We start from the raw sequence: 24,965 nt of genomic DNA on the forward strand, positions 1-24,965 counted from the left end.
AGGAAAATGTTAAAGGGACATTATCTTGTATGTAGATGCATACCTGCTATGATATTATAACACAACTCTTTTTAGTAATATACTCTATTCTTAAACTAAAGAGTGTAATGAAAAGTTTGAGTAGGGGATATGAATATTCTACGTTTTTATAGTAATTGGCGCCGTTATCGTCGAACCGTTAATGCGTTAAGTCGTCTTTCAACATATGAACTTAGTGATCTTGGAATTTGTCGAGGTGATATTGATTCAATTGCACGACGTTATTCGCGTAAATCTTTATGAAAATTGTTTAAGATATTTGAGAGAATGCTTTGCTATAAAAAAGCGCGCATTTTGTGGTTTGTTATTATAACTTCATTTTTAGTATAATAACAAAGAGCAGAAGAGTTATTTTTCTCGGCCATTGTTATGTATTGTTTCTCGAATTTTCAATGCTTCTGTGATGTACAACATTTGATTTGTAATAATAATTTAGCGTTATTCATATTAAATTAGAACCCCGAATACCGTAAGATTCTCTCATTTCAAATCTGTGTATGTTGAATCAACAAAAACCATTCGCCTGCACGTTACAAGCGGGGAGAGCTGTATGGATAAAAGCTATTAAGAAAAGGCTAAAAATGCCTCTTATGAACCATCTCTAGTGCCAAGAACTGTTACAAACATTGGGCACTGATAAATAGTGTGATAGTGCCGAACTGCTCCTTCATAAGCATAAAGATGGGGGGTGCTTAATGGATTTACCGTTATACCCATCACGGGCATCGTCGCAAAATAGGCTTGGAAGCGTTAAGGGATTTTTCTTTAAAATAAGTCCGTGAATACAATACAATAGCGCTCTGTTTTTCGTGAAGAGCGTAATCCTATTAATGCAACTCTCTCAGAGAGAAATATTGATCCCAACAGCACACTTAAAAACTTATAGAAGATAAGCAACGGCTTAATTTTCTCTCCATATCTTTAAAGGATCAAAATCCTTAACTAGTACTCATCTGTCAACAATGGTCTTTCAAAAAACCTTTTTTCTGGAGCCAATCCCTTTTAGCATCACCTCATGAGATTCTATGAGCAAACCTTGCCTAAAAACATCCAACCCATACTCTAACAAAACTCTTCGTGTATAAAATTGATATGATCTTCAAATTTTGAGAATATTACCACAATAAACGATGATGTTTTGCGACACGCAAGATAAAACGCAATATACTATGGGTTGGAACAATGTTCTAATTTTTTATCAAACGCTTTACGGATAAAACGCCAACGAACTTTTTCCTGAAATGCAGGACGAAAATATAAAACAATCTGTTGTGTCCGTTGTGGACCTGTTAATTCTGCAAAATCAATCGAATCTTCAAGACAAATATCTGCGTCAGGCGATATAAAATACCATATTTGTTCACTCTTCACGTTCTCATTCTTTACGGCTAAACACACACGTTTGCCATCATAGTTAACTTCAACTTGTGGATGAAGATGAAACCGAACAGCAACATGATTTTGTTCATTTTGCACACTCTTGTGTCTCTTTCCCCCTTTATTTGGCATAAAAAAGCGATCAAAACCTTCAATCGTATCTCCATTTGTCGCCAAAATAAGACCACGCTCATGAATAAGATTAAAGGGTCGCATATAACCATTATGACTCGCAATAAAACCCGTCTTCTCTGAATCCTCTATACGGCACACTTGAACGTCTGTTGGTCCATCAAACAAAAATGGCGCGCCATTTTTGTTTTTATGATAAAAAGCACCCACTGAACAATCATTAAGCGTAGCTGTTGAATGTGCTGCAGTAACACGCCCTAAATGTCGATACTCTTCCCGCCCATCAGGATTAACACCGGCATTGATAATAAAACGGTGCCCTTGTGAAGACATTTCAAAAGACAAACACCCCGAACAAGCCTGCTGTGCTACAGAGCGAGGTGGAAACTTTCCTGTATCTGCAAGCACTGTTGTTTGATTGGCTTTTAAGCGCTGAAATCCTGAATAACGGGCATAACTAAAAGGATGTCCTCCTGTTTCATCAAGCTCCAAAAGTGATGATAACCGTTCCGATACAAGGGGACCAACCCCATTAAAATGGGCCAACGTTTGATCCTCATGGATAAAGAATCGTAAAGCTGGCAACATACGCTCAACAGAATCAATCAAAATACGGGGTGCTGTTTCATTGCTACGCATAAAAAGATGCCGTAACGACAATAAATCCGATAACAAATTCAGCAAAATAACAGGACTACGGGAAATATGCCCACCATCAACTAGGATTTGACGGGAAAGCTCCTCTATAAGTGTGGTTTGTACCTTTTTTTTCACTGCCGCAGAAACAGGCAAAGCAAGAGATGCAAACGTCAAAGCTACAGCTGCTTGTAAACGTTGATCATTGTGCTCCATACTACAAATTGTTACGCGCAAATAACGAAATTGCAAACCAAGTGCACGCAAAAAGCGTTTTTCAAACCGCTCACTTGCCCCTTCTAACAACATTTTCGAATGACAAATCCATGAAATCAAACGCCGCGCCACAACAGGACCACTCCAAGCAAGTCCTTTTACCTTCTTGCCAGCATGGTCAAACCAATCTTCTAAAAGAGAGCGTGCATGTGCAGAAGCTAAATCACTTCCTGCTGCCTCCATATGGCGCAACCAATGAAAATCATGTAGAGCCGCTTCCCATTCTAGCGTTGGTGGAACCAATGAAAACGGCGAAACAGCACCAGAATGAACAATGTGACCAGCAAAAGCAAAACGACCATGATAAAATTCATGCGCCATCATCGGATCAGCTACATGCAAATCTATGGGATGCGCTAAAATTTTATGAGGACGAAACCCTGAAAACCGCCAACGAAACAATGGTCCAACCCATAAACGCCGCATAACATTCTGTATCGTATCGATACAGGCTGCCACTTTTACCTGAGGAGCTTTTACCGCAACCGCCAAAATTTCATCTCCATTTATGCTGAATCAAATACAATTTCGACCATTTTTGTAAATGAAGCGTTAATTAAGCAATTTTTCGTAAGCGCGCAGCAAAAAAACCATCCATTCCTAAAAATACGGTTTTCTCAGCATCAAAATTTTTATGACAAAAATCCGCAGGCGTTGTCCGTAACATCCCCCCACAAAGCAAATGTTCCAGTGCTCCCATTTCCTCTGGATAAATAGGGTCTAAAACAATGTCATTGCGTATCGATAAAATTTTCTCAATAAGATCTTCACCTTCTTCTCTTGCCAATGAACAATTGGAAAAAACAATCCGCCCCCCCTCCTTTACCAAAGAAATTGCTGCGACAAGCAAATCATATTGCAACGCCGCTAACTTGACGATATCTTCCCTCGATTTCGTCCATAAAATATCTGGATGACGACGGATTGTTCCTGTAGAAGAACAAGGAGCATCAAGAAGAACCGCATCAAAAAGCTGTGTTGAATGGAAATTTTTCACATCGCCCTGCCAAATATGAACTGAAAAATGAAGCCGTTCCATATTTTCTTTTAAACGCTTTATGCGGTTAGCAGAAAGCTCAATTGCAGTCACCTCAGCCCCTTGCAAAGCCAATTGTGCTGTTTTTCCTCCAGGGCTCGCACAAAGATCAGCAACGCGTTTACCCTCAATACTCCCAAGTAAACAAGCAGGCAAAGCTGCTGCAAAATCTTGGACCCACCAAGACCCTTCACGATAGCCTGGTAAATCAGAAACAGAACACTCCAGACGCTTCAATCGAACAGAACCATTGGGCAATACCACACCGCCAAGCCTTTCAGCCCATCCACCACTATCAGATTTCACTGTCAAATCGAAAGGAGGTTCCACACTTTGAATTGCGATAATCTGATGTACCTTTTCTGTTCCATAAGCTGATATTAAAAGCTGTCCAAACCACGCTGGCACACCTTCAATGGTAGGAACTTGTTGGCGTAAAGGCTCTGCCTCACGTGCAACATTGCGCAAAAGAGCATTCACCACCCCTGAAAAACGGCGCATTCGAGGATCAAGTTTCGCCACACGCACAGCTAAATCAATAGCCGCATGATCGGGAATATCAAGATAAAGAATTTGTGCAACACTGATATGCAAAAGATGCTGAAGTGAAAGTGCTTGTGAAGGCAAAGGACGCGCCAAAAAGCGTGAGAGAGCCGCCATAATCTGCCCTCGATGACGCAATGAAGCTGTTAAAATAGCCCGACATAACAAACGATCTCGTTGTGAAAGCTTCAAATATTGTGGATGTCCGTGTTCATTATCCGTCAAACCAGACAGAGGCGTGTACTTATCAACTACCGCCCCCAAAAGACGCACACACACCTGTCGAACAGCTAATCCTGGAACATTTTTTTCAGACACATGCCCCGCTTTTTTGTGTTTCAAAACACCACCTTTATATCACAGTTTTCTCAAGAGCTCTCTCAATAATTCTATGAACGAGATCTTTTTGAATTTTCATAACGAAGCCAAGAAGGACGTTTTGTAACACGCTGAAAAGAACTGTTTTCTTGCTCACCTAATGCATGAGCCTGACCACTATGAAAATCTCCATAGTTCATCCCGCTGCTTTTTTCATGTATAGCGTCTTCTTTATTCCATCCCACACTTTTGGCAAGAGCCCCTTTCATCTCTTCTGCTTGCTGATAAAGAGCAGCGATACGATTTGCAGTTGCTGGATGTGTCGAAAAAAGACTATCCGCTCCCTCACCGCTCAAAGGATTAATAATAAACAGATGCGCGGTTGCTGGATTATGCTCTGCTTCTTCATTATATACCCCACGTCCTCCATCAGCAATCTTACGCAATGCCGAAGCCAACCATAAAGGATTACCACATATTTCAGCCCCTCTACGATCCGCAGCATATTCCCGTGTACGGCTAATCGCCATTTGCACCAGCATCGCTGCAAAAGGCGCCACGAGCAATGCAATAAATCCTCCAATTGCCCCAGCGCCATGAGAATCTTCTGAAGAATTACGCTGTCCTCCCATAAAGAAAGCAAAATTACCAAGCATCGAAATTGCCCCTGCAATCGTTGCGGTTAGAGTCATTGTTAACGTATCACGATGCTCAATATGTGCGAGCTCATGCGCCATAACGCCGGCAATTTCCTCAGCGCTTAACCGCTCTAACAACCCAGTACTTGCAGCAACAGCTGCATTTTGCGGATTACGTCCCGTCGCAAAAGCATTTGGCTGTGCATTCTCAATAACATAAACCTTTGGTTGAGGAAGAGAAGCTTTTTTAGCTAAATCGCTTACAATCTTATAATAAACTGGTGCTGAATGCTGATCAACTTCACGCGCCCCGTACATGCGTAAAACGATTTTATCTGAATTCCAATAAGAAAAAAAGTTTAAACCACTTGCCATCAAAAGAGCAATGACCATGCCACCGCCCCCTCCAACAAGATAACCAACTCCCATAAAGAGAGCAGTTAAAAAAGCCAAAAGCATAGCTGTACGCATTATATTCATTACTCAAAAAACTCCATGATAAAAGTCAATCAATACTATATGATGGTGTTTTCTTTCTGCTTCTTCAATGGAATAGGTGTAAAATGAATAAAAAAGATGAGAAAACAAGCAAAAAAAATGCAACTGTCGTTAAACAGCAATCTCTTTCTCCCGCAGCACAACGCGCCCTTAAAGAAGCTGAAGAAAGACGAAAACGCGCAGCAAAAAAGGAACAACCTTTAGAAAACGGCGGACGCGGCGGCAAAGACCCTTCCCGCTATGGAGACTGGGAAATTAAAGGCCGCGCCATTGATTTTTAAAACCATTGATTTAAAAAAAAAAAAACGGCGCAATTTAAACAAGCAGCTTTTTAATGAAAATCCGTTTTTGATAGACAAAAACGGATAATATTTATTTTTCTAAAGCTTTTAAAACACATTGATTAAACAACCATGCTTCTTATGCTGAAGCAGATTCTGCTTCAGCCGCTGCCGCTGCTTCTTCTGCTGCTTGCTTTGCTGCTGCTATACGTTCTTGTGCTTTTTTACCCGGTTCACCTTTATGTGGATTATTACGAGTTGGACGCTTTTTCAAGCCAGCTGCATCTAAAAACCGTAAAACGCGATCTGTTGGTTGAGCCCCTTGCCCAAGCCAATATTGGATACGTTCTTCATTAAGTTTCACCCTCGGTCCATCTTTAGGCAACATTGGATCCCATGCACCAACACGTTCAAGAAACCGCCCATCGCGCGGACTACGAACATCTGCAACGACGATATGATAGTAAGGACGTTTTTTTGAACCTCCACGGGACAAACGAATTTTCAATGCCATATTTTATCTCCTATTGTCAGCTCTGGCTTTCGTTTAAATTGACTTTTTTTATTTTTTGCTCTTCAGCAATAACTTCATGATGACTCACAACTTCTTTAATAATAAATTTTAAAAATCTTTCAGCAAAATCAGGATCAAGATCACTATCCATAGCCAATTGCCGCAAACGCGCTACCTGATATTGCTCACGCAGAGGATCTACTTTAGGCAAATCATAACGCGCTTTTAAGCGCCCAACAGCTTTCGTACAACGAAACCGCTCTGCTAAGATATGAATCAAGGTTGCATCAAAATTATCAATGGATGCTCGTAAATGTGCCAATTCGTTTAATACTGTTTCCTGCATTATATTCCTTTCCCTCTTTACATCTTATTTTTTCTTAGGATGCTGAGGAAAATTTCCCCCATCGACAATGCCATTGGAAAGACCAGGAAATGTAGGTCCACGCTTAGGAAGTCCGGGCAAGAGCTTCCCTCCATTACCATTTTCAATTTGCTTTTGAAGCATTGAGAATTGCTTTGGATCCAATCCCGACAAATCCGGCATAGCTGGAGAATCCCCTCCCAAGTTTCCCATACCACCCAAACCCATTTTGGAACCAAGGCCTCCCAACATTTTTCCCATAAAACCACTTTTTCCTTTACCACCCATGGCTTTCATCATATCAGCCATTTGGCGATACATCTTCAAAAGTTTATTAATATCAGCCGCTGTCGTACCAGACCCCTTAGCAATTCGTTGTTTGCGGCTATGTTTTAAAAGCTCTGGATTCGCCCGCTCTTTGGGTGTCATAGATGAAATAATGGCCAATTGACGATCAAACAAACGATCATCAAACCCCGCAGCCGCAATCTGCTCTTTGACCTTCCCCATTCCTGGCAACATGCCCATAATACCGCCCATTCCACCCAGTTTTTTCATTTTCTGCAACTGTTCTGCAAGATCATTCAGATCAAATTTTCCAGCTTGCATTTTTTTTGCAAAAGCAGCAGCTTTCTCGTGATCCATTGTTTCAGCAGCTTTTTCAACCAAAGAAACAATATCCCCCATTCCGAGAATACGATCAGCAATACGACTGGGATGAAATTCTTCTAAAGCATCTATTTTTTCACCAGTTCCAATTGCTTTAATTGGTTTACCTGTAACAGCACGCATAGAAAGAGCAGCGCCACCACGCCCATCACTATCCATCCGTGTTAAAATAATCCCCGTAATCCCTACACGCTCATCAAAAGAACGAGCAAGATGAACGGCATCTTGCCCCGTCAAACTATCAGCCACCAACATAATCTCATGAGGAAGGGAACATGCTTTAATTTCAGCCAATTCGAGCATCAAAGCTTCATCAATATGATTACGTCCTGCTGTGTCAAGAAGAAGCACGTCATAACCACCCAATTTAGCAGCCTGTACGGCACGTGATGCAATATCAACAGGCAGCTGACCCGCAATAATAGGCAAGCTTGCAAGTTTTGCCTGTTCTCCCAATTGGCGCAATTGCTCCTGTGCAGCGGGACGGCGTGTATCTAATGACGCCATGAGAACTTTTTTATTGTGCTTATCAGTAAAACGTTTTGCAAGCTTTGCTGTTGTGGTTGTTTTTCCCGAACCTTGCAAACCAGTCATCATGATAACAACTGGAGCTGGTGCATTTAAATCACTCAGAACGCTTTCATTTCCAAGAATATGAACCAATTCATCATGAACAATTTTAACCACCATTTGGCCTGGTTTAATTGATTTAACGATTTCGGCCCCAACAGCTTTTTCCCGAACTCTATCGGTAAAAGAGCGCACAACATCAAGAGCAACATCAGCTTCCAATAAAGCGCGACGAATTTCACGCAGCGCCTCTACAACATCCTGATCCGATAAAGCGCCACGTCCCGTCAAATGAGACAGGATAGAACCAAGTCGCTCTTGCAAGGATTCAAACATCATTTACCTCATTGTTGCATAACAAACAAACCAAAATAGCATCCGAGAACGCATCGCGCCGTCGGATGTTGACCTCTGAGATCTCTTTATACCCTTAAACTGGGGTCTCAGTCGGTGGCTCCAAGTTAATTTTGTCACTGAAAGCTTGCTCCTTCAAACAATAAAACCCCAGCTTTGTCAAGTTTTATCATAAAATATCTTTTTATACGAAGAAATAAAAACAACAAATACTATACTTCAAAACTTTCAACTTCAACACGCATAAAACAACCTGTTTCCTGTTCCATGCTCCATAATTTTCCGCTAGAGATATCAAACCAAACCCCATGCAATGTCAAAAAACCTTGATCTTTGCGAAGCTTTATCCACGGAAACGTCTCTAAATTTCTCAACGAATGGCGAATAGAAAGCTGCTCTAATGCCGTCTGTTTTTCTGGCCAAGACAACGACTTATTATTCAAAACGATTTCTGCTGCTGGTGCTAAGAGACTTATCCATTGACCGATAAAATCATTTGATAATAAAGATTTATATGTCTCATTAAGAGCAGTACGAATGCCTCCACAATGGGCATGACCAAAAACGACAATATGTCTCACCTCAAGCAATTGCACAGCATATTCAAGAGCTGCTGATGTTGCGTGATATTGGTCATCAGGAGAAAAAGGAGGAACCACATTGGCCACGTTGCGCAGGGTGAAAATTTCCCCTGGCTTAGCATCAAAAATCATTTCTGGTACTGCACGCGAATCACAACAAGCAATGACCAAAACTTCAGGTTTCTGCCCCTCAATCGCCAATTGCTGATAATCTGCTATTTTATATAAAAAATGATTGTTTATAAAGTTTTGGTAACCACTTAAAAGTCTTTCTGGTAAATGCGCCATTCTCTCTTTACTTTTGCTTATTTTTTTACTTTTATTTTGTATATTTAAAAAAACAAACTATTAACATACAAAAATACTAAAAGTGCCCTTTCCTTGAAGCAAAATATTTCTTTAAAGTACAAAATATTACTAAAAAATAGCAAAAACAAACTCATTCTTTCCAAATAAAGAGCTATTTTCTTTAGAAAGAAGGTGTTACAGTATATAAAAAATATAATGGTCTGCTTTTAATAAAGACCCCTTAAGAGCAAAAAGGGAGAGTGAATGTGTTGCAACAAAAAAAAACAGAGACAAAAAACACCCAAGATAAAATAGAACAAATCCTTTTTGCCCAAACCGATAAAGAAGATATTGCTTATTACGAAAATGAAGAACTTCAAAAAGCCACAGCCATCGCGGTAAAAGCTTTTAATCTCCATCAGACGGGAAAAAATACCATCTGCTTTGAGCAAAATTTAACCCGTAGTAACAGACCTATAACCGTTATCACGCTTGTCAATGATAACAAACCCTTCCTTCTCGATTCTATTTTAAATGTTTTTAATCAACACAAAAACCATATCTATTTGATTGCACACCCCATTATTGATTGTGCTTCTGGAAAACGCATCAGTCTGATGCAAATTCACATCGAGTCATTAAACAAACAGCAAATACAAAAACTTGAAAATGAACTCACCTTAGTTCTTGAACAGGTTAATGCTGCTGTACAAGACTGGAAACCTATGCTTGAAGAAGTTGAAAAGCAGATTCATGCCTACCAAATAAGTCTTCCCCCACACTACAAACAAGAAGGCGAAAAAGCTATTGAATTTCTTCACTGGCTAATGGATGATAATTTCATTTTCCTTGGTATGCGCACTTACAACTTCATCAAAGACCAAAAACCCCTAAAATCCTTTACAGCGAGTAATATTGAGCTTGGTATACTCACGGATGCTTCTATTCATATTGTTGACGATAAAAGCATGAAAGAACCTCCTCAAGAAGTTTTATCCTTCATGGAAAGCGATAATCTGTTTATCGTGACAAAAGCGAACAGCCGCTCCAAAATTCACCGTTCTGTTTGGCTCGATTATATTGGTCTTAAAATCTTTGATAAAGAAAACCAACTCTGTGGAGAATTACGCATTGTAGGGCTTTTTACCTCCTCAGCTTATACACGTTCTATTTTGCAAATTCCTTTCTTAAAAGAAAAAGCCCGAACTATTATTCAACGTCTTGGACACAATCACGCCGATTATTCAGGTAAAGCACTCATCAGTGCTTTAGAAACCTATCCAAGAGATGAAATGTTTCGCTCTGATGTTGATACATTGACAGAAAACACTAAGCTTATTCTACAATTAGATGAGCGCCCACGTTTACGAGTTCTTGCCCACACTGATTCTTTTGGACGCTTTGTTTCTATCCTTGTCTACGTACCGCGTGACCAATATAGCAGCAGCCTGCGTGAAAAAGTTGGCGAACATTTTGTTGAGCTTTATAAAGGTGACTTTTTTGAATCTTATCCGCTATTTTTGGAAAGCCCCCTTATACGTGTCTATTATATCATCCATCGCAAAGGAAACGAAACTGTTCCCCTTCATGAGCGCTCCACACTTGAACAACATGTACGTTCGATTGCACGAAGTTGGGAAGACAGGGTTCAAGCCATCGCTCTTACCCAGAAAATAACAGAGCAACAAACACGTCTAGCCAGCGAATTCCCCAACAGCTATCGTGATTTATTTTCAGCTGAAGACGCTATTAACGATGCCGGACATATTCTAAGTCTTCATGATGAAAAGCCGCTTTTCGTGATCTTTTATCACGCACAAAACAAAGAAAAACAGTACATTTCTCTTCGGCTTTTTCACCGCCACGAAGCTCTTGCCCTTTCCAAACGTGTACCACTCCTTGAAAATATGGGGTTTCGCGTTATTGCTGAACAAACCCTTGAATTACCAGATGGCAATGGGCGCTCTGTGTATCTTCATGATATGCAGCTGGAAAGTACTTTCCAGCGCTGTATCGATTTTGAAAAAGACGGGCAAAAACACGCCGAAACCTTTGAAGCCATTTGGGCACAAAATGCTGATAATGACGGCTTTAATGCTCTCACCCAAACAGCTGAGCTTGATTGGCATGAAATTGTTATTTTGCGCCATTATGGGCGCTATCTCCAACAAGCTGGAATTCCTTATTCGCAAGATCGCGTTGCCCAAACTTTAAATGCATATCCTGACATTACCCAAGATCTTTATGCTTTATTTCATTTAAAATTTCATCAAAGCCATACAGAAAAAGAACGGGAAAAAAACCAACAAGTTATTCAAAAGCGCATTGAAGAAAAATTACGGAAAGTCTCTGGTTTAGATGATGATCTCATTTTACGCCGTTATTGTAACCTTATCGAGGCGAGTTTACGAACGAATGCCTTTACGCCTCTTCCTGATGGAAGTCCACGGCGTATTTTAGCCACCAAATTAAATCCACGCCAGATTGAAGGTTTGCCTGAACCGCGCCCTTACCGAGAAATTTTTGTTTATGGACCAGAAGTTGAAGGGGTCCATTTGCGTTTTGGACCTATCGCTCGTGGCGGCATTCGTTGGTCTGACCGTGCATTAGATTACCGCACCGAAGTGCTTAGCTTAGTCAAAGCCCAACAAGTTAAAAATGCGGTTATCGTTCCTGCAGGTGCAAAAGGTGGATTCTATCCCCATCGGCTTCCCCAAACAAATGACCGTGCTGTCATCATAGAAGCAGCACGACAAGCTTATACAGACTTTATAACAGCTTTGCTCTCCATTACAGACAATCTGATTAACGGCAAAATAAGTTCTCCCCACAATGTCATCTGTCATGATGACCCTGACCCCTATTTTGTTGTTGCGGCGGACAAAGGAACAGCAACTTTTTCTGATACAGCCAACGCCATCAGCCAAGCAAACCACTTTTGGCTTGATGATGCTTTTGCCTCTGGAGGTTCAGCAGGTTACGACCACAAAGACATTGGTATTACAGCTAAAGGTGCATGGGAAGCCGTCAAAAGACATTTTAGAGAATCATTTAATCACGATATTCAAACAACGCCCTTCACCTGTGTCGGTGTTGGCGATATGTCTGGTGATGTCTTTGGCAATGGAATGCTGCTTTCCAAACAAACAAAATTGATTGCCGCTTTTGATCACCGCGATATCTTTATTGATCCAGATCCGAACATAGACGAAAGCTATGTAGAGCGTACGCGTCTCTTCAGACTACCTCGCTCAAGCTGGCAGGATTACGATAAAACCAAATTATCAAAGGGCGGTGGCATCTTCTCACGAAAAGAAAAAACCATTACTCTCTCACCTGAAGCAGCACAAGCCATTGGTTTCGAAAAACAAACAGGAACACCCTTTGAAATTATCTCTGCTCTTCTCAAAGCCCCTGTTGATCTTTTATGGTTCGGTGGCATTGGTACTTATATCCGTGCTGCAACAGAAAACGATGCCCAAGTAGGTGATCGAGCAAATGATGCAATACGCATTACCGGAGAACAAGTGCGTGCAAAAATTATTGGTGAAGGAGCTAATCTTGGTGTTACACAACGTGGACGGATTGAATATGTCTTAAATGGTGGTCGATGCAACACGGATGCCATTGACAATTCTGCTGGTGTGAATTGTTCTGATATTGAGGTCAATCTCAAAATTGTTCTTGCATCAGCACTACGTGCCAAAACGTTAACCCGCGAAGAACGCAATAAGCTCTTGAAAAAAATGACGCCTCAAGTCGAGCAACTTGTCTTGCGCAACAATTATCTACAACCTCTTGCGCTTTCTTTGGCGGAAAACCAAAGCACTACTGATTTGCCCTATCAAATACGCTTTATGCACGATTTAGAACAAAAAAAGCTTCTAGATCGTAGAGTTGAAATACTCCCTGATGAGCAAATTTTACGACAAAGAACAACCCAAGGCAAAGGTCTTCTCCGTCCAGAACTCGCCGTTATTTTTGCCTATGCTAAATTGACCTTAAAAGAAGAAATTGCTAATAGCCCCATTGTTGATGATCACTATTTCAATACAGCCTTGCTGAACTATTTTCCAACCCAAATTCAAGAAAATTTTAAGAAGGAAGTTATTAACCATCAATTGCGTCGTAATATTATCGCAACGCTGATTGCCAACGATATTGTAAATCGTGGAGGCCCCACTTTTGTTAATAGACTACACGATGCAACAGAACAAAAGACTGAAAATATTATTCGCGTTTTCATTGCCATCCGCGATGGTTTCGAAATTCCTCAATTGTCTGAGCAAATTGATAAGCTTGATAATAAAATACCCGGTCTTGTCCAAAATAAATTCTACGCAACAATGACCCCAATGCTCTTTGAAACAACCAATTGGGGTTTGCACAACATAGATCTCTCACGTCCATTAGAAGAAATTGTAAAAACAATAAAACAAGCCCGTAGCGTTATTGAAAAAGAGCTTATGCATTCTCACGGCAACGATATTAAGCAAAAGATTGAAGAAAAAGCATTACACTACAGCGAAGAGGGAGCACCAAAAGCATTAGCGAAACAATTAGCTCTCTTGGAAGCTGCTTCAACAATCTGTGATATTTCTTTGATTGCAAAACAAAGCAACAGTGATCTTATTAAAACCGCAGAGATCTACTTTTCACTTGCGCAAATCATTCGTATAAACCGCATTAACGAAGCAAGTCGTATAATTCCTGTAGTAGATTATTATGATAGTATGGCTTTAAGCCAAGCCAAAGAAAATGTTTCTGAAAGCTTTCGGCAAATCGTTATGAAAATCCTCAAAAATTATGGAAAGAAAAAAGATCCTTTTGACACTTGGAAAAAAACAGAAGAAGATCATATTCACAACATTACAAACCGCATTAGCGCCCTTATTGAAAATGATCTCAATATTTCTCGTTTTACTTTTGCAGCAGGATTGATTTCTCAACTTCAAAATATTGGCTTTCAAACCTAAAGAAAATACAAAACGACCCCCTCAATCTCCCGTTCTATCCCACCACCACAACAAACCAACTAAGACAGAGCAGAAGTTTGCATTTTAGACATAACACCAAAAATAAAAATCTCGCTATTTATCACAATAGAATTGTTTGCAACAATTTCAAAAAAACAACAGGATTGATTTCTCACCCTAAAAACATAAACTTTCAGACTTAAAAGCAGTACAAAACAGCTAAGCTTTTGCTCCGTTCTATCCATCCATGACTAATCAACAAGGGAAGAACGGAAACCCTATCCCGCATTTTTAGACAGAGCACTCAAAATAAAAAATAAATTCAAATTTTACTGTCAAATATCCTTCATCATAAAAATATAATATATTGATTTACAATCATAATTTTATCATTTTTATGATAATCCGATATTCTAAATTTGTCTCATTTAAAATCTATTTATATTCAATTAATTAACCCCATTTCCCCTTGCATATTGCAAATGGGAAAGCCGAATAGATAAAAACAGTAAAGAAAGGACTAAAAATGCCCCTCATAAACCGCCACAAGTGCCAAAAGCTGCAGTAAGATTGAGAATTAGCAAATATAAGCAAATATAATATGATGATGTTTTCCCCTAGCTTGTTACTCCGTAACCGAAAAGATGATGGTGCTTAATGGCTTTATCCTTATACCATTCACAGGCGACATCGTGAAATAGGAAGCACTGAGAAATATTTTTTTAACAAATGCGTAAATATGCAATACAAATATATTCTGTTTTACGTGGAAGGCATATAGCTTCATTAAAAAATATCAGAAATAAAAGGATAAGCTTAATCCATTATTTAAAAGATATAACTGTAACTGCTTTTGAAATGCGTAAAATCGAATAAAAAATGACAGTAAAGATGGATGTTGATTTTCCCCTTTACAACTTCATATCTTCCTCCAACTAGGCTATTTACTTGTTTTAAGAGGTTACACCCAAACAGATATATGCAATATGCTCATTCCATATATAAAGAAAAAGGTTCCTAACAAGTACCATACCACCTGTATAAAAAGGCAATTCAGCATACTTTAAAATGCCACTTTTTCCATAGAAACACTGTTGCTATATGTAGTTTGACATAAGATTTTGTACTAAGTGAAAAGAGGTTGGACGAGTTAGGAGTAGGTGATAATTTTTTATTTTTATAGCTATTTTTTTACCATTAAATACGCATTTTGTTAAAATAGATTTTGACACTCTAAAATTGCAAAAAAGTGTGAAAATCAGAAAAAGTTGAAATTTGGTAGTAAAAATGAAAAAAGGCTTTGGTACAACACCTAAAGTGGAGCAAGACGACCAAGTTTTAAAAAGCCTAATTTTACCCACCCATTGTTAATGAGCAAGGAAAGAACGGGAGCGCCATCCGCATTTTTAGGCAAAGCACCCAAAATAAAAAATAACGCTTGAAGATTATTGGCTTGCGCGGGAAATAAGCGCTGCAGAGTGTCAAGAAGCTTCATAGACTGAATAAGGACAAGTTCAAATTTTGCTGTCAAATATCCTTCATCATCAAAAGAAAAAGGTCCACTAATACGCACTGCACCACCTGTATGAAAAGTCAATTCACCTTGCTTTAAAAGTCCACTTTTTCCATACAGTCGTTGTTGCCAATTTTTTTCTTCATCTTCAGACAGAAAAGACATGTCATTTAAAATCCATTTCAAATTGCCATCAATTTTAGGAATATCAACAAAAGAAGATTTTAAAAAGGGAGAAGCATCAAAACCGTCAAAAGTTATATGTCCCGATAAATTATTCTTTTCATGTTTTAGATCAAAACGCAAAAATTCTGCCGTTATTTTTTGAAGCATATCTTGTGGCTCTAACGGCTGAATAATCACGTCATGCGTATTTTGCAAAGATGCCGGATCTTCAATATTTTCTTGTGTCGTTTTTTTATCTGTCGTTGGTGCTCTTAATGCTTCTTGAAGCTTTTGATCTTCAGGGGAAGAGGAAAAAGATGAAATCTCAAGCCCTTCAGCTATAAACTTCAATGTTTTACCCGTTTTCCAATAAGGCTCTGTTTCAATCACCAAATTGCGCCAATGCGATACTATGGGAGTTTTTCCGGAAAAAACAATTAATGCAGGAGAATGAACATTAAACTCGACCAAATGAGGTGCGTAAATTGGTGCACCAGCTGTCAAACGCCCCGTCGATAAAGAAACCCCATGTAAAGGCCAAGAAAATTGAAACTTGTCACAAACAACACCGACACGTAAAGGATAACCATCCCTGTGCACATTCTCACATACCGCCGCCATATTATGGGAAGATACTTTTGTGAATATATTAGAAACATAGTCTTCTATTTTACGCGAAAAAAAAACCAGAGTGCGCTATAAATAAATATCAGAGCAAGACAAAAGAGCCCACAAATTAAATAACTCAAAGAAAAACTTTTTTGTGATGATGGTATTTGAAAGGATTTAGACAATATTCAAACTTTCTTTATCTCTTAACTTCCTCCCCACCCTAAAAAGGATAAAGATTCCCAACCACGTTCAGTTTATACACAATCCAACTTCTTAATCCACCGGATTTTATCTACTGATCACTTCAAGAAGTCCCTATACATCGTTCTAAAGTACAGTATCTCATAAGCTCAATAAACAAGATTTTCTTAAAAAAACCCATTACACCCTTTAACAAAAAACACCTCATGTGTAAAGTTTTACATAGATTTTCTACCTCTAGCTTAAACCATACTGTTTTACAGCACAACAAAAATGATAATGAATAGTGTTTCTTAACGATAAAGCCATTGAGCCCCCCATCTTTACGCTTATGGAGACCCCAAAGCCAGCACCATCATTATATTTGGCTAGCCCCCAAATGTTGCGACAGCCCTTGGCACTTAAGACAGTTCATAAGAAGCATTTTTAGTCTTTTCTTATACAGTTTTTGCCCACACGCCAGCCCTACTTGTGACATGCAAACAAGAGGTTTTTATTGAGTCAACATACACAGGTTTGGAATGAAAAAACCTTACTATATTCGGGGTTCTCATTCAATATACAAAACCGTGAATTACCTATATAAATCAATTCGTTGTCAACAATCACACAAGTACGGGCGGTGTACAAAAAATCTGGTGTAATGCGCTTTCAAACCATTGGCTCAAAGCTCGATCATAGATTAAACGACCTTTCAAATGTGCACAAGCAGGTTGAGCACCTTTTTCAGTCAATTTATGTGCCGAACGCACGACCAAACGCCGCATCATAGCGCGTGTAAATTCAGCATGAAACTGCAAACCCCATGCATTGTTTCCATAACGAAAAGCTTGTGTAGGATATGTATTCCCTGTTGCCAAAAGCATTGCCTCTTTCGGTAAATCATAAATACCTTCATCATGGAAATGGTAGACCATCTCTGGCCAATTCATCAATTCCTTCCCTTGTGGGGTTGCTTCTAGTGGATACCAGCCGACTTCAACAGTCCCATCACTTCTTGTACCAACGCGCCCCCCTAGATTTCGCGCTAACATTTGTGCTCCAAGACAAATACCCAAAAAAGGCTTATTTTCCTTTAGTGATAACGAAATCCAATCAATTTCCTCACCAATATAGGCTTCGCTGTCATTCACACTCATCGGTCCCCCTAAAATAACAACGCCGGCATAATGCTCTAATGTATCAGGGAGTTTTTGTCCAAAAATAGGACGATAAATATCAAGAACAAAACCATTTTGTTGTAAAAATTTTCCCAACCGACCAGTATAGGTAGAGCGCCGATGAATAACGACAGCAATCCTTGGTTTGTTATTTTTTTGTTTTTTATCAAGACATCTCTGATTTAAAAACATTTTTTAACCAATCACCTCTGCTACCAAGCAAAACTTTATTTTTAAAGCATAAGAGAATAATTTTATTGGACAAGACTAACGATATTTTTTCTTCTAGGTCAATTGTTTCTTCTGAGAAAACATTCGTATTATCAACATTGGTGCAATTTAAAATAAACGAAATTTTTTCCTCGATAAAGATGTTTCTTCTTCTATTTTAACCCCTGGATCATCAACATTTAAGTGAGTTTGACTGAACATTTTTACATCTTTTTCTTTTATATCTTGTTTCTCCACCTGCACATTATGCAAAAGAGAATCATCTACAGGTGTTAATTTTTCAAGCTTCTTATCTCCAACATCATCACTTTTTCCCATAACATACTCTTTGTCTTGCCTTTTCGACACAATATTGTCCGCCTCTAATGTGAGAGAAGGCATACAAGGAGGCGCCTTCCATTCAAAACAGCCCAAACGTCCACTGATTGGAGAAACCACTGACCAAGAAGAAAAAATGGCCCCATCACACATCCACACTGGATCACGTTCAGCACGAAGTGCTAAAGAAAGCCATTGACGCACAGCACCTTGATTGTTTCCCTGTGCCTCTTCAATATCTGCCAACAATAAATAAACACTTTCCCGTGGATGACATTGTAATGCTTTTTGTGCCTTCTCTCTTGCTAATGCTGTTTCACCAGCATCCAAAGCTGCTTTAGCAATAAGGAAAGCCGACTCAAATGCATCTTTATTATAAGAAGCAAGTGTCTTAGCCCTTTTCAATCGCCCAATGGCTCCTTCTTCTCTTTCAAGATAAAGCGCTCCCAAGTCAGGATGAGGCTCCTTTTGCCAAGCCGCTATAATCATTTTATCCGCTTTACGCGTTTCGTTTAATTTATAAAGAATATCAGCAGCAATAACTATTATTGGAACAAAATCAGGCGCCAATTTATGGGCTTTCAAAATAGCTTCACGTGCTTGTACAGGATGTGTATCAAACAAAGAAAGTGCCTGCCCACTTAGTAGTAAAACCTGTATATGCTGCCGCTCTGGAATCGCGCGAATAGAACGCGGGAGAGCTTTTTGCGTTCTTTCAAAAATAGTAAGTGCCTTATCCCATTTACCCTCAGTACTTAACCGATCAAGCACCGCCTGATGCGCCCATAAAAGTGCTGGCGATAAAGTCAGTGCCTCTTCAGCATATTGTTGCGCTGCCTCATAAGCTTTACTCTTCATTGCTTCACGAAACAAACCATAAAGTCCAACCAGTTTTGTCGGATCTTCCTTTCTCATCTCTTCATAAAGACCGATGGCGCGAACAGAGTCATTTTGTAAAGACAAGGTTTGCGCTTGTAAGAGTTTTACCAATGGCTCTTGTTTCCCTGCAAGATATTTAGCAACACGTGCTTCCATTTTTTGCGCAACCATACTATCACCAGCAAAAGTTGCAAGAATCCCCTTTGAAAGAGCTTCGTAACCACGCTTTTGATGGCGTTTATAAAAATAATTGGAAAGAGCATTCGGTATGGAAAAAAAGAAAGACAATAACCACCATAAAAGCACCAGCGTTACAAAAAATAAAATAAGCACACTTAACACTGTAAGAAATGAAGCAGAAAATCTGAAATGCAAAAATGTGAGAACAAAAATACCATTGTGATTAGCAACCCACGTGAAAGCTAAACCGAGGATACAAACAACAAAAATATAAATAAAAACACGTATCATCTTGGGCCTATTTACATCTTTGTTGCTTTAAAAGATCCTTGTTGCACAGACAATAACAATTGCTGCAACAACTGTTGAATAGCAATATGTCTTTCAAGCTGCTTAACAAAATCCATTGAAACATCTTTTGCACTTTGGGGCAATGATTGCCATTCGCTCAAAGCCTTTTCGTAATCACCAGCTTGAATGGCAACTTCCATGCGTGCCGCAATAGCCCCCAGCGTTGTCCCTTCAACATTTCCAATCGGTCGCGAAACAATGAGCCCTTTTATCCACGCTAAAATTCGGTCAAAAAAACCAGCATCTGACGCAACAAGATTTTGCGTACCAACAATTGCATCAGCAACATGAGCAAAATCAACTGAAAGTTGTGCTGAACTTGGAAGACCCACAGTAGCTGTTTTTTGCAACACATCAAGTCCATTAATCGAAGGCGATAATTGCCGCAACAGCTTTAATTCATTATTATAAGATCCACCACGCTCTACAGCATTTTTTAATGAACTAATTGCAGTAAAGAGCGCGGTATCTATTTCTTTTTTCTCACTATTTTTAACAGCAGTTTCTTCCTGTAGTGCTTCTAACTGTTGTTTTAACGCAGCAAGATCATTTGCATTGCTCTGCCCAACAGACAAAGCCGTCTCTATCTCTTTCGACTTTCTAACAAAAGTTTGTACAATTTCTTCAAGAGCTTTTACTTTTTCCTCTAAAATCGCAAAAGCTTTTTTGCTTTCTTCTTTCGATAGTTCATCATTTTTCGTTGTTTTAAACTGTTGTGATGAAAAAGAAGAAAACTCTGTTTTTAACGTATCAATTTCTTGAAAGACCCGCCTCAATTGTTCCTTTGTGTCTTCACCTTGACTTTTTGCGGCTTCAGCAATCTGCAAAGCTTTTTCTCCTCCAGCAGAATTTTCCACAAAAGGAGAAGGAAAAAAACCAGCCCATTGAAGCCCCATAAAAATTCCCAAAGCAATGAATCCCCCCAAAATCCCAGAAAGGGACAAGAAAAGCCAAGTTGTACTAGAGATACTTTTATCCTGACTTTGCATATTCTGTTCTTCTCGCGCTTGAGATTCTACAGAATTATGGATTTTTTCCTCTGAATCATGGGGAACAGCTTCATGTTCAATAACTGGTTTCTTACGGCGCGTACCAGCATAATGTGGTTTAACTTTTGGTTTTGAAGAATCGACCATCTCTGTCACTTTTCGTGCACACTTTTTTTAATGATAAAATAATAAAATGAAAAAAGTTTTAAAAACGCAGCTTTTCTCAATAATATTTACAATTATCGCCTTTAATAGACAAGTTTTTAAAAAACATTTGCATTTTATACTCGAAAATACAGCTTTATTTTTTAATCAACGATATCATAAAATTCAAAGAAAATGCCAAAACACATATTTTTCATAGAAAAAACAATTCTAAGAGAAATACTTTGCATCTTTTTCTGTTCATGGTACGCACGCAGGAAAGAAGCTTCAATATAAGGTTTTGTTTAAAATGCGTCTGCTGGGAATAGAAACAAGTTGTGATGAAACGGCAGCAGCTGTCATTGAATATAACAATGAATCAAACAGCCAAATTCTTTCCAATGTTGTTTGGAGTCAAATTGATCACCATGCACCTTACGGCGGTGTTGTTCCTGAAATTGCTGCTCGTGCCCATGTTGAAGTTCTTGATCATTTAATTCTGCAAGCACTAACAGAAGCAAACACAAAATTAAAAGATATTGATGGCATTGCAGCCACCAGTGGACCTGGTTTGATAGGAGGATTATTGGTAGGCGTTATGAGCGCAAAAGCACTCTCTCTTGCCACTGGCAAACCATTTATTGCGGTAAATCACTTAGAGGGACATGCTTTAACAGCTGTGTTAACGCACAACGTCAGCTTTCCTTATTTATTACTTTTAGTTTCAGGGGGTCATACACAAACAATCATTGTTCATGGAGTAGGCAACTACCAACGTTTAGGAACCACTATTGATGATGCATTAGGAGAAGCCTTTGATAAAACAGCAAAACTTTTAGGTCTTCCTTATCCTGGTGGACCAGCACTTGAAAAAGCAGCTTTATTTGGTGATAAAAATCGCATCCCTCTTCCACGTCCTTTAAAAGGTGAAAAACGATTAGATTTTTCTTTTTCAGGACTCAAAACTGCTGTTCGACAAGCCGCAACAGCCATAGCTCCTCTTACAGAAAATGATATTGCTGACATTGCCGCAAGTTTTCAAGCCGCCGTAACCGATACAGTACGTGATCGCGTTCACCTCGCTCTACAACACTTTGCCCACCAATATCCTCTCTCTCATGATCAAGAAAAGCGTTCTCCTGCTTTGGTTGTCGCAGGCGGTGTTGCCGCAAACCAAGCCATTCGCTCTACATTACAAGAACTTGCCCATCAACATGGCTTTGAATTTATAGCCCCTCCTCTTTCCTTGTGTACCGATAATGCTGCAATGATTGCTTTTGCCGGTGCACAAAAGCTTGCACGAGGAGAAACAAGCCCTCTTGATATTGCCCCTCGCTCACGCTGGCCATTAGATGAAAAAGCCCCCCCCTTGATTGGGATGGGTCGCCGTGGAACAAAAGCATAATAAAATTGACGTCCTACACACATCTTAAAGAACGAAGATTTCTACTCAATCCGGTCTATAGATAGTCCGAATTCTCTATCGAGCAGATTCCACCTGCTTCCCACTCACACAATTCACTTAACCCAAAGATCGATACGTAAACCTAAATATTCACCACACATTCTTAAAAACTTCATGTTTCAAAAAACTGCCTTATATCATTACACTTCAAATGACGGTATTTTACAGCATAATAAGACGCACTCTATCCCACAAAGCATAGATATGAATGCCATTCGTTGACCTCATCATCTTTGATCATTTATTCGTTTCATTGTCATTGTAATTTTAAAGCTTTTTAGAACCAATTTTCTTGCTAAATTCTCTCCAACGCAATGCTCCAATGATCCTATAGTAACTACATTTCAAACAGCAGCTGAAAAGATGATTAAGCTTCCACATGGCTGAGCAATTTTAAGTCTATTACTTCGATACACTGATATATTTTTCTGCTACAAGATAAGCAAAATACCTTTATACAACATAAAATATCAATGGAGCGCATTTTTCTATATACAAGTTATTTTGAAATAAGAAATTCTTTACCCCATTTTTAAAATTATCGTTAAGGATATTACGAAAATACTTATAAAAATCCGTATGATAAATACATAACAGTCTATGAAAAAGGAGAACTCATGGCTTATTGGCTTTTTAAATCTGAACCCCATAAATGGTCATGGGAGATGCAAAAGAAAAAAGGAGCTGATGGCGAACAATGGGATGGTGTACGCAATTATCAAGCTCGTAATAATATGCGCACTATGAAATATGGTGATAAAGGTTTTTTTTATCATTCAAATAAAGGTTTAGAAATTGTAGGAATTGTAGAAATATGTGCTGAAGCACACCCTGATTCTACAAGCTCTGATCCACGCTGGGAATGTGTGGACATCCGTGCACTTTGTGACATGCCAACACCTGTTTCATTAAAACAAATTAAAGCTAATCCCAAACTAGCAAATATGGTGCTGGTCAAAGCCAGCCGCTTATCAGTGCAACCCGTGACAGAAGATGAATGGAAAGAAGTCTGTTTGATGGGCAACCTTAAGAGGGAAATGCTTTTATCTTAAAACAATAATTTTTATTCATTAACTCATATAAAAAGATGCTTCATAGCGCAGAAGAATAAGCACAACACCTCCTTCTGTTGAGGTATTCTCATGCTAAATGCATAAATATGATATTTTTTTTGTCATTTTTTATCCTGCACTCTTTCTCAATACAGTCTCCTTCCAAATTACACAAAAAACCTCTTTATGATGCATCTTTTCGGCATTGCTAAAGGCAAAGCTTGCTCAACAATTATAATAAGCAACACCACGAACATAACACACAGCCCCTTCACACACAAATGCAACAAAAAAACAAAACTGAACGTGGATAAAAAACAATAAAAATGATCGTGAAATTCTCCTAAACAGTGCATATGTGCTAGGTGTTGCACAATTCTCTTCACGCTTAAAAAACGCATCATATTGCGTGTTCATTGTTTTGCATGTTGGACGAGTGCGCCTCATACCGCAGGATTCTCTCATTCCCAACCTGTTTATATTGAATCAATCAAAGGCTATTTGCTTGCACATTCTAAACGGAGAAAGTCCCATATGGAAAAAACCGTGAAAGAAAGGACTAAAAATTCCTCCTATGAATCGTCTCAAGTGCCAAGGACTGTCCGCAACACCCACGAGCTGGCAAAGTGAATGATAGTGCCACACCTTGTTTCTCCATAAAGCGTAAAGATGATGACACTCAATAGCTAAAACACGTTCTAGAACATAAAAAAACGCTTCCAACCAATACGTAAAATACCCTGCAGACGGAATACCGTCTTTTCAGCAAGCAACCATTAGAAATTATAAAAGTTTATTTTTTAGAAGCGCTCTTTTTTAATTTTCCTCTTTTAATTTTTCTTGCATGAAATCTTATTTTTCATGAAACTATATCAATCAGTGCATCAACATGCCTATAAGGAAAAACATGAACCACTATACTCTTTTAATCGTTGAAGACGATGATCTACGCCCTATTTTAGTAGAACAATTGCAAATGCATCAAGAGTTTAAAATTTTCCAAGCAAAAACAGCAGAAGCGGGAATGAGAATAATCCAAGAAGAAAATATTGATCTCACTATTTTGGGATTTCAACTTCCTGATCTTGATGGCTACAAAGCCGTTAAACAATTACGCACCCAAGGATTTCGTGCCCCCATTATCATGATAATAAATTATGATACAGACTGTGATAATATTTTAGATCTTGAAACAGGCGCCAATGATTATGTAACAAAACCCTTTCGCTTTGCGGTGTTATTAGCGAGAATTCGAGCACAGTTGCGCCAATATGAACAAAATGAAGACGCAACCTTTCATATTGGTCCCTATACTTTTAAACTAAGACAAAAACTTCTTCTTGATCAATGCAACAATAAAATCTGTCTCACAGAAAAAGAAGCAGCGATCCTTAAATGTCTCTATCATGCCAATGATAAAATTGTCAGCCGTGAAACATTGTTAGAACAAGTTTGGGGATATAATGAAAATATTATCACCCATACTTTAGAAACCCATATCTATCGTTTGCGACAAAAAATCGAAAACGATCCCTCCAATGCGCAAATTCTCATAACAGATCAAAATGGTTACCGTTTAAATCTTTAATTCGAGATTTTCTGTTTCAAAAATAAT

17 protein-coding genes are annotated in these 24,965 nt (G+C 38.9%); 6 read left to right on the forward strand and 11 right to left on the reverse strand.

Annotation, left to right across the window (positions count from 1 at the left end):
* The first annotated feature begins 129 nt into the window (after positions 1-129).
* Positions 130-282 (forward strand): DUF1127 domain-containing protein, encoded by a 153-nt coding sequence (locus ACFIMK_RS05090; protein WP_273790070.1) that lies wholly within the window; start codon positions 130-132, stop codon positions 280-282.
* Between the two features lie 924 nt (positions 283-1,206).
* Here ACFIMK_RS05090 and ACFIMK_RS05095 read toward each other — a convergent pair.
* The 3 genes from ACFIMK_RS05095 to htpX form a co-directional block, all read right to left on the reverse strand.
* Positions 1,207-2,952 carry a heparinase II/III family protein gene (locus ACFIMK_RS05095; RefSeq protein WP_375682860.1) on the reverse strand — a complete coding sequence of 582 codons (1,746 nt, stop codon included), beginning with the start codon at positions 2,950-2,952 and terminating at the stop codon, positions 1,207-1,209.
* 64 nt (positions 2,953-3,016) lie between these two features.
* Positions 3,017-4,381: an RsmB/NOP family class I SAM-dependent RNA methyltransferase gene (locus ACFIMK_RS05100; protein ID WP_375612722.1), complete on the reverse strand. Its 1,365-nt coding sequence runs from the start codon at positions 4,379-4,381 to the stop codon at positions 3,017-3,019.
* Between the two features lie 47 nt (positions 4,382-4,428).
* A complete protein-coding gene (gene htpX, locus ACFIMK_RS05105) occupies positions 4,429-5,475 on the reverse strand; it encodes a zinc metalloprotease HtpX (protein ID WP_375638440.1) in 1,047 nt (348 codons plus the stop codon).
* Between the two features lie 83 nt (positions 5,476-5,558).
* Here htpX and ACFIMK_RS05110 point away from each other — a divergent pair, with 83 nt between their 5' ends.
* A complete protein-coding gene (locus tag ACFIMK_RS05110) occupies positions 5,559-5,774 on the forward strand; it encodes a DUF1674 domain-containing protein (RefSeq protein WP_273790074.1) in 216 nt (71 codons plus the stop codon).
* A 139-nt stretch (positions 5,775-5,913) separates the two neighbouring features.
* Here ACFIMK_RS05110 and rpsP read toward each other — a convergent pair whose 3' ends face one another.
* The 4 genes from rpsP to ACFIMK_RS05130 form a co-directional block, all read right to left on the reverse strand.
* Positions 5,914-6,288: a 30S ribosomal protein S16 gene (gene rpsP, locus ACFIMK_RS05115; protein ID WP_273787601.1), complete on the reverse strand. Its 375-nt coding sequence runs from the start codon at positions 6,286-6,288 to the stop codon at positions 5,914-5,916.
* A gap of 16 nt (positions 6,289-6,304) precedes the next feature.
* A complete protein-coding gene (locus ACFIMK_RS05120) occupies positions 6,305-6,634 on the reverse strand; it encodes a chorismate mutase (protein ID WP_375638439.1) in 330 nt (109 codons plus the stop codon).
* A gap of 24 nt (positions 6,635-6,658) precedes the next feature.
* A complete protein-coding gene (gene ffh / locus ACFIMK_RS05125; RefSeq protein ID WP_375638445.1) occupies positions 6,659-8,227 on the reverse strand; it encodes a signal recognition particle protein in 1,569 nt (522 codons plus the stop codon).
* A 230-nt stretch (positions 8,228-8,457) separates the two neighbouring features.
* Positions 8,458-9,114 (reverse strand): carbonic anhydrase, encoded by a 657-nt coding sequence (locus tag ACFIMK_RS05130; protein ID WP_375612226.1) that lies wholly within the window; start codon positions 9,112-9,114, stop codon positions 8,458-8,460.
* Positions 9,115-9,380: 266 nt separating this feature from the next.
* On the opposite strand from ACFIMK_RS05130, the gene ACFIMK_RS05135 reads away from it, so the two are divergent.
* A complete protein-coding gene (locus ACFIMK_RS05135) occupies positions 9,381-14,090 on the forward strand; it encodes an NAD-glutamate dehydrogenase (RefSeq protein WP_375681877.1) in 4,710 nt (1,569 codons plus the stop codon).
* A 1,312-nt stretch (positions 14,091-15,402) separates the two neighbouring features.
* Here the strand turns inward: ACFIMK_RS05135 and ACFIMK_RS05140 are convergent.
* The 4 genes from ACFIMK_RS05140 to ACFIMK_RS05155 form a co-directional block, all read right to left on the reverse strand.
* Positions 15,403-16,389, reverse strand: a complete 987-nt coding sequence (locus tag ACFIMK_RS05140) for a DUF2125 domain-containing protein (protein WP_375682861.1) — start codon at positions 16,387-16,389, stop codon at positions 15,403-15,405.
* 797 nt (positions 16,390-17,186) lie between these two features.
* A complete protein-coding gene (locus ACFIMK_RS05145) occupies positions 17,187-17,933 on the reverse strand; it encodes a glutamine amidotransferase (protein ID WP_375606037.1) in 747 nt (248 codons plus the stop codon).
* A gap of 147 nt (positions 17,934-18,080) precedes the next feature.
* On the reverse strand, positions 18,081-19,640 hold the full coding sequence (locus ACFIMK_RS05150) for a heme biosynthesis protein HemY (protein WP_375612224.1): 1,560 nt from the start codon (positions 19,638-19,640) through the stop codon (positions 18,081-18,083).
* An 11-nt stretch (positions 19,641-19,651) separates the two neighbouring features.
* Positions 19,652-20,836 carry a COG4223 family protein gene (locus ACFIMK_RS05155; RefSeq protein ID WP_375682786.1) on the reverse strand — a complete coding sequence of 395 codons (1,185 nt, stop codon included), beginning with the start codon at positions 20,834-20,836 and terminating at the stop codon, positions 19,652-19,654.
* A 307-nt stretch (positions 20,837-21,143) separates the two neighbouring features.
* Between ACFIMK_RS05155 and tsaD the strand changes: the two genes are divergently transcribed.
* The 3 genes from tsaD to ACFIMK_RS05170 all read left to right on the forward strand — a co-directional run bounded on the left by tsaD (position 21,144) and on the right by ACFIMK_RS05170 (position 24,938).
* A complete protein-coding gene (tsaD, locus tag ACFIMK_RS05160) occupies positions 21,144-22,238 on the forward strand; it encodes a tRNA (adenosine(37)-N6)-threonylcarbamoyltransferase complex transferase subunit TsaD (RefSeq protein WP_375668524.1) in 1,095 nt (364 codons plus the stop codon).
* 677 nt (positions 22,239-22,915) lie between these two features.
* Positions 22,916-23,350, forward strand: coding sequence for an EVE domain-containing protein (locus tag ACFIMK_RS05165; protein WP_375612221.1), 435 nt, complete (start codon positions 22,916-22,918; stop codon positions 23,348-23,350).
* A 907-nt stretch (positions 23,351-24,257) separates the two neighbouring features.
* Positions 24,258-24,938: a response regulator transcription factor gene (locus ACFIMK_RS05170; protein ID WP_375612220.1), complete on the forward strand. Its 681-nt coding sequence runs from the start codon at positions 24,258-24,260 to the stop codon at positions 24,936-24,938.
* Positions 24,939-24,965 lie beyond the last annotated feature (27 nt).

Source organism: Bartonella sp. AP280QHHD (assembly GCF_042196125.1).
In the GTDB taxonomy this organism is placed as follows: domain Bacteria; phylum Pseudomonadota; class Alphaproteobacteria; order Rhizobiales; family Rhizobiaceae; genus Bartonella.

What these genes read in the sequence shown, in the direction of transcription:
- ACFIMK_RS05150 (WP_375612224.1), bottom strand. Translation starts at nt 19,640, where the DNA reads ATGATACGTGTTTTTATTTATATTTTTGTTGTTTGTATCCTCGGTTTA.
- ACFIMK_RS05170 (WP_375612220.1), top strand. Translation starts at nt 24,258, where the DNA reads ATGAACCACTATACTCTTTTAATCGTTGAAGACGATGATCTACGCCCT.
- htpX (WP_375638440.1), bottom strand. Translation starts at nt 5,475, where the DNA reads ATGAATATAATGCGTACAGCTATGCTTTTGGCTTTTTTAACTGCTCTC.
- ACFIMK_RS05130 (WP_375612226.1), bottom strand. Translation starts at nt 9,114, where the DNA reads ATGGCGCATTTACCAGAAAGACTTTTAAGTGGTTACCAAAACTTTATA.
- ACFIMK_RS05120 (WP_375638439.1), bottom strand. Translation starts at nt 6,634, where the DNA reads ATGCAGGAAACAGTATTAAACGAATTGGCACATTTACGAGCATCCATT.
- ffh (WP_375638445.1), bottom strand. Translation starts at nt 8,227, where the DNA reads ATGTTTGAATCCTTGCAAGAGCGACTTGGTTCTATCCTGTCTCATTTG.
- rpsP (WP_273787601.1), bottom strand. Translation starts at nt 6,288, where the DNA reads ATGGCATTGAAAATTCGTTTGTCCCGTGGAGGTTCAAAAAAACGTCCT.
- ACFIMK_RS05165 (WP_375612221.1), top strand. Translation starts at nt 22,916, where the DNA reads ATGGCTTATTGGCTTTTTAAATCTGAACCCCATAAATGGTCATGGGAG.
- ACFIMK_RS05155 (WP_375682786.1), bottom strand. Translation starts at nt 20,836, where the DNA reads ATGGTCGATTCTTCAAAACCAAAAGTTAAACCACATTATGCTGGTACG.
- ACFIMK_RS05110 (WP_273790074.1), top strand. Translation starts at nt 5,559, where the DNA reads ATGAATAAAAAAGATGAGAAAACAAGCAAAAAAAATGCAACTGTCGTT.
- ACFIMK_RS05140 (WP_375682861.1), bottom strand. Translation starts at nt 16,389, where the DNA reads ATGGCGGCGGTATGTGAGAATGTGCACAGGGATGGTTATCCTTTACGT.
- ACFIMK_RS05145 (WP_375606037.1), bottom strand. Translation starts at nt 17,933, where the DNA reads ATGTTTTTAAATCAGAGATGTCTTGATAAAAAACAAAAAAATAACAAA.
- tsaD (WP_375668524.1), top strand. Translation starts at nt 21,144, where the DNA reads ATGCGTCTGCTGGGAATAGAAACAAGTTGTGATGAAACGGCAGCAGCT.
- ACFIMK_RS05090 (WP_273790070.1), top strand. Translation starts at nt 130, where the DNA reads ATGAATATTCTACGTTTTTATAGTAATTGGCGCCGTTATCGTCGAACC.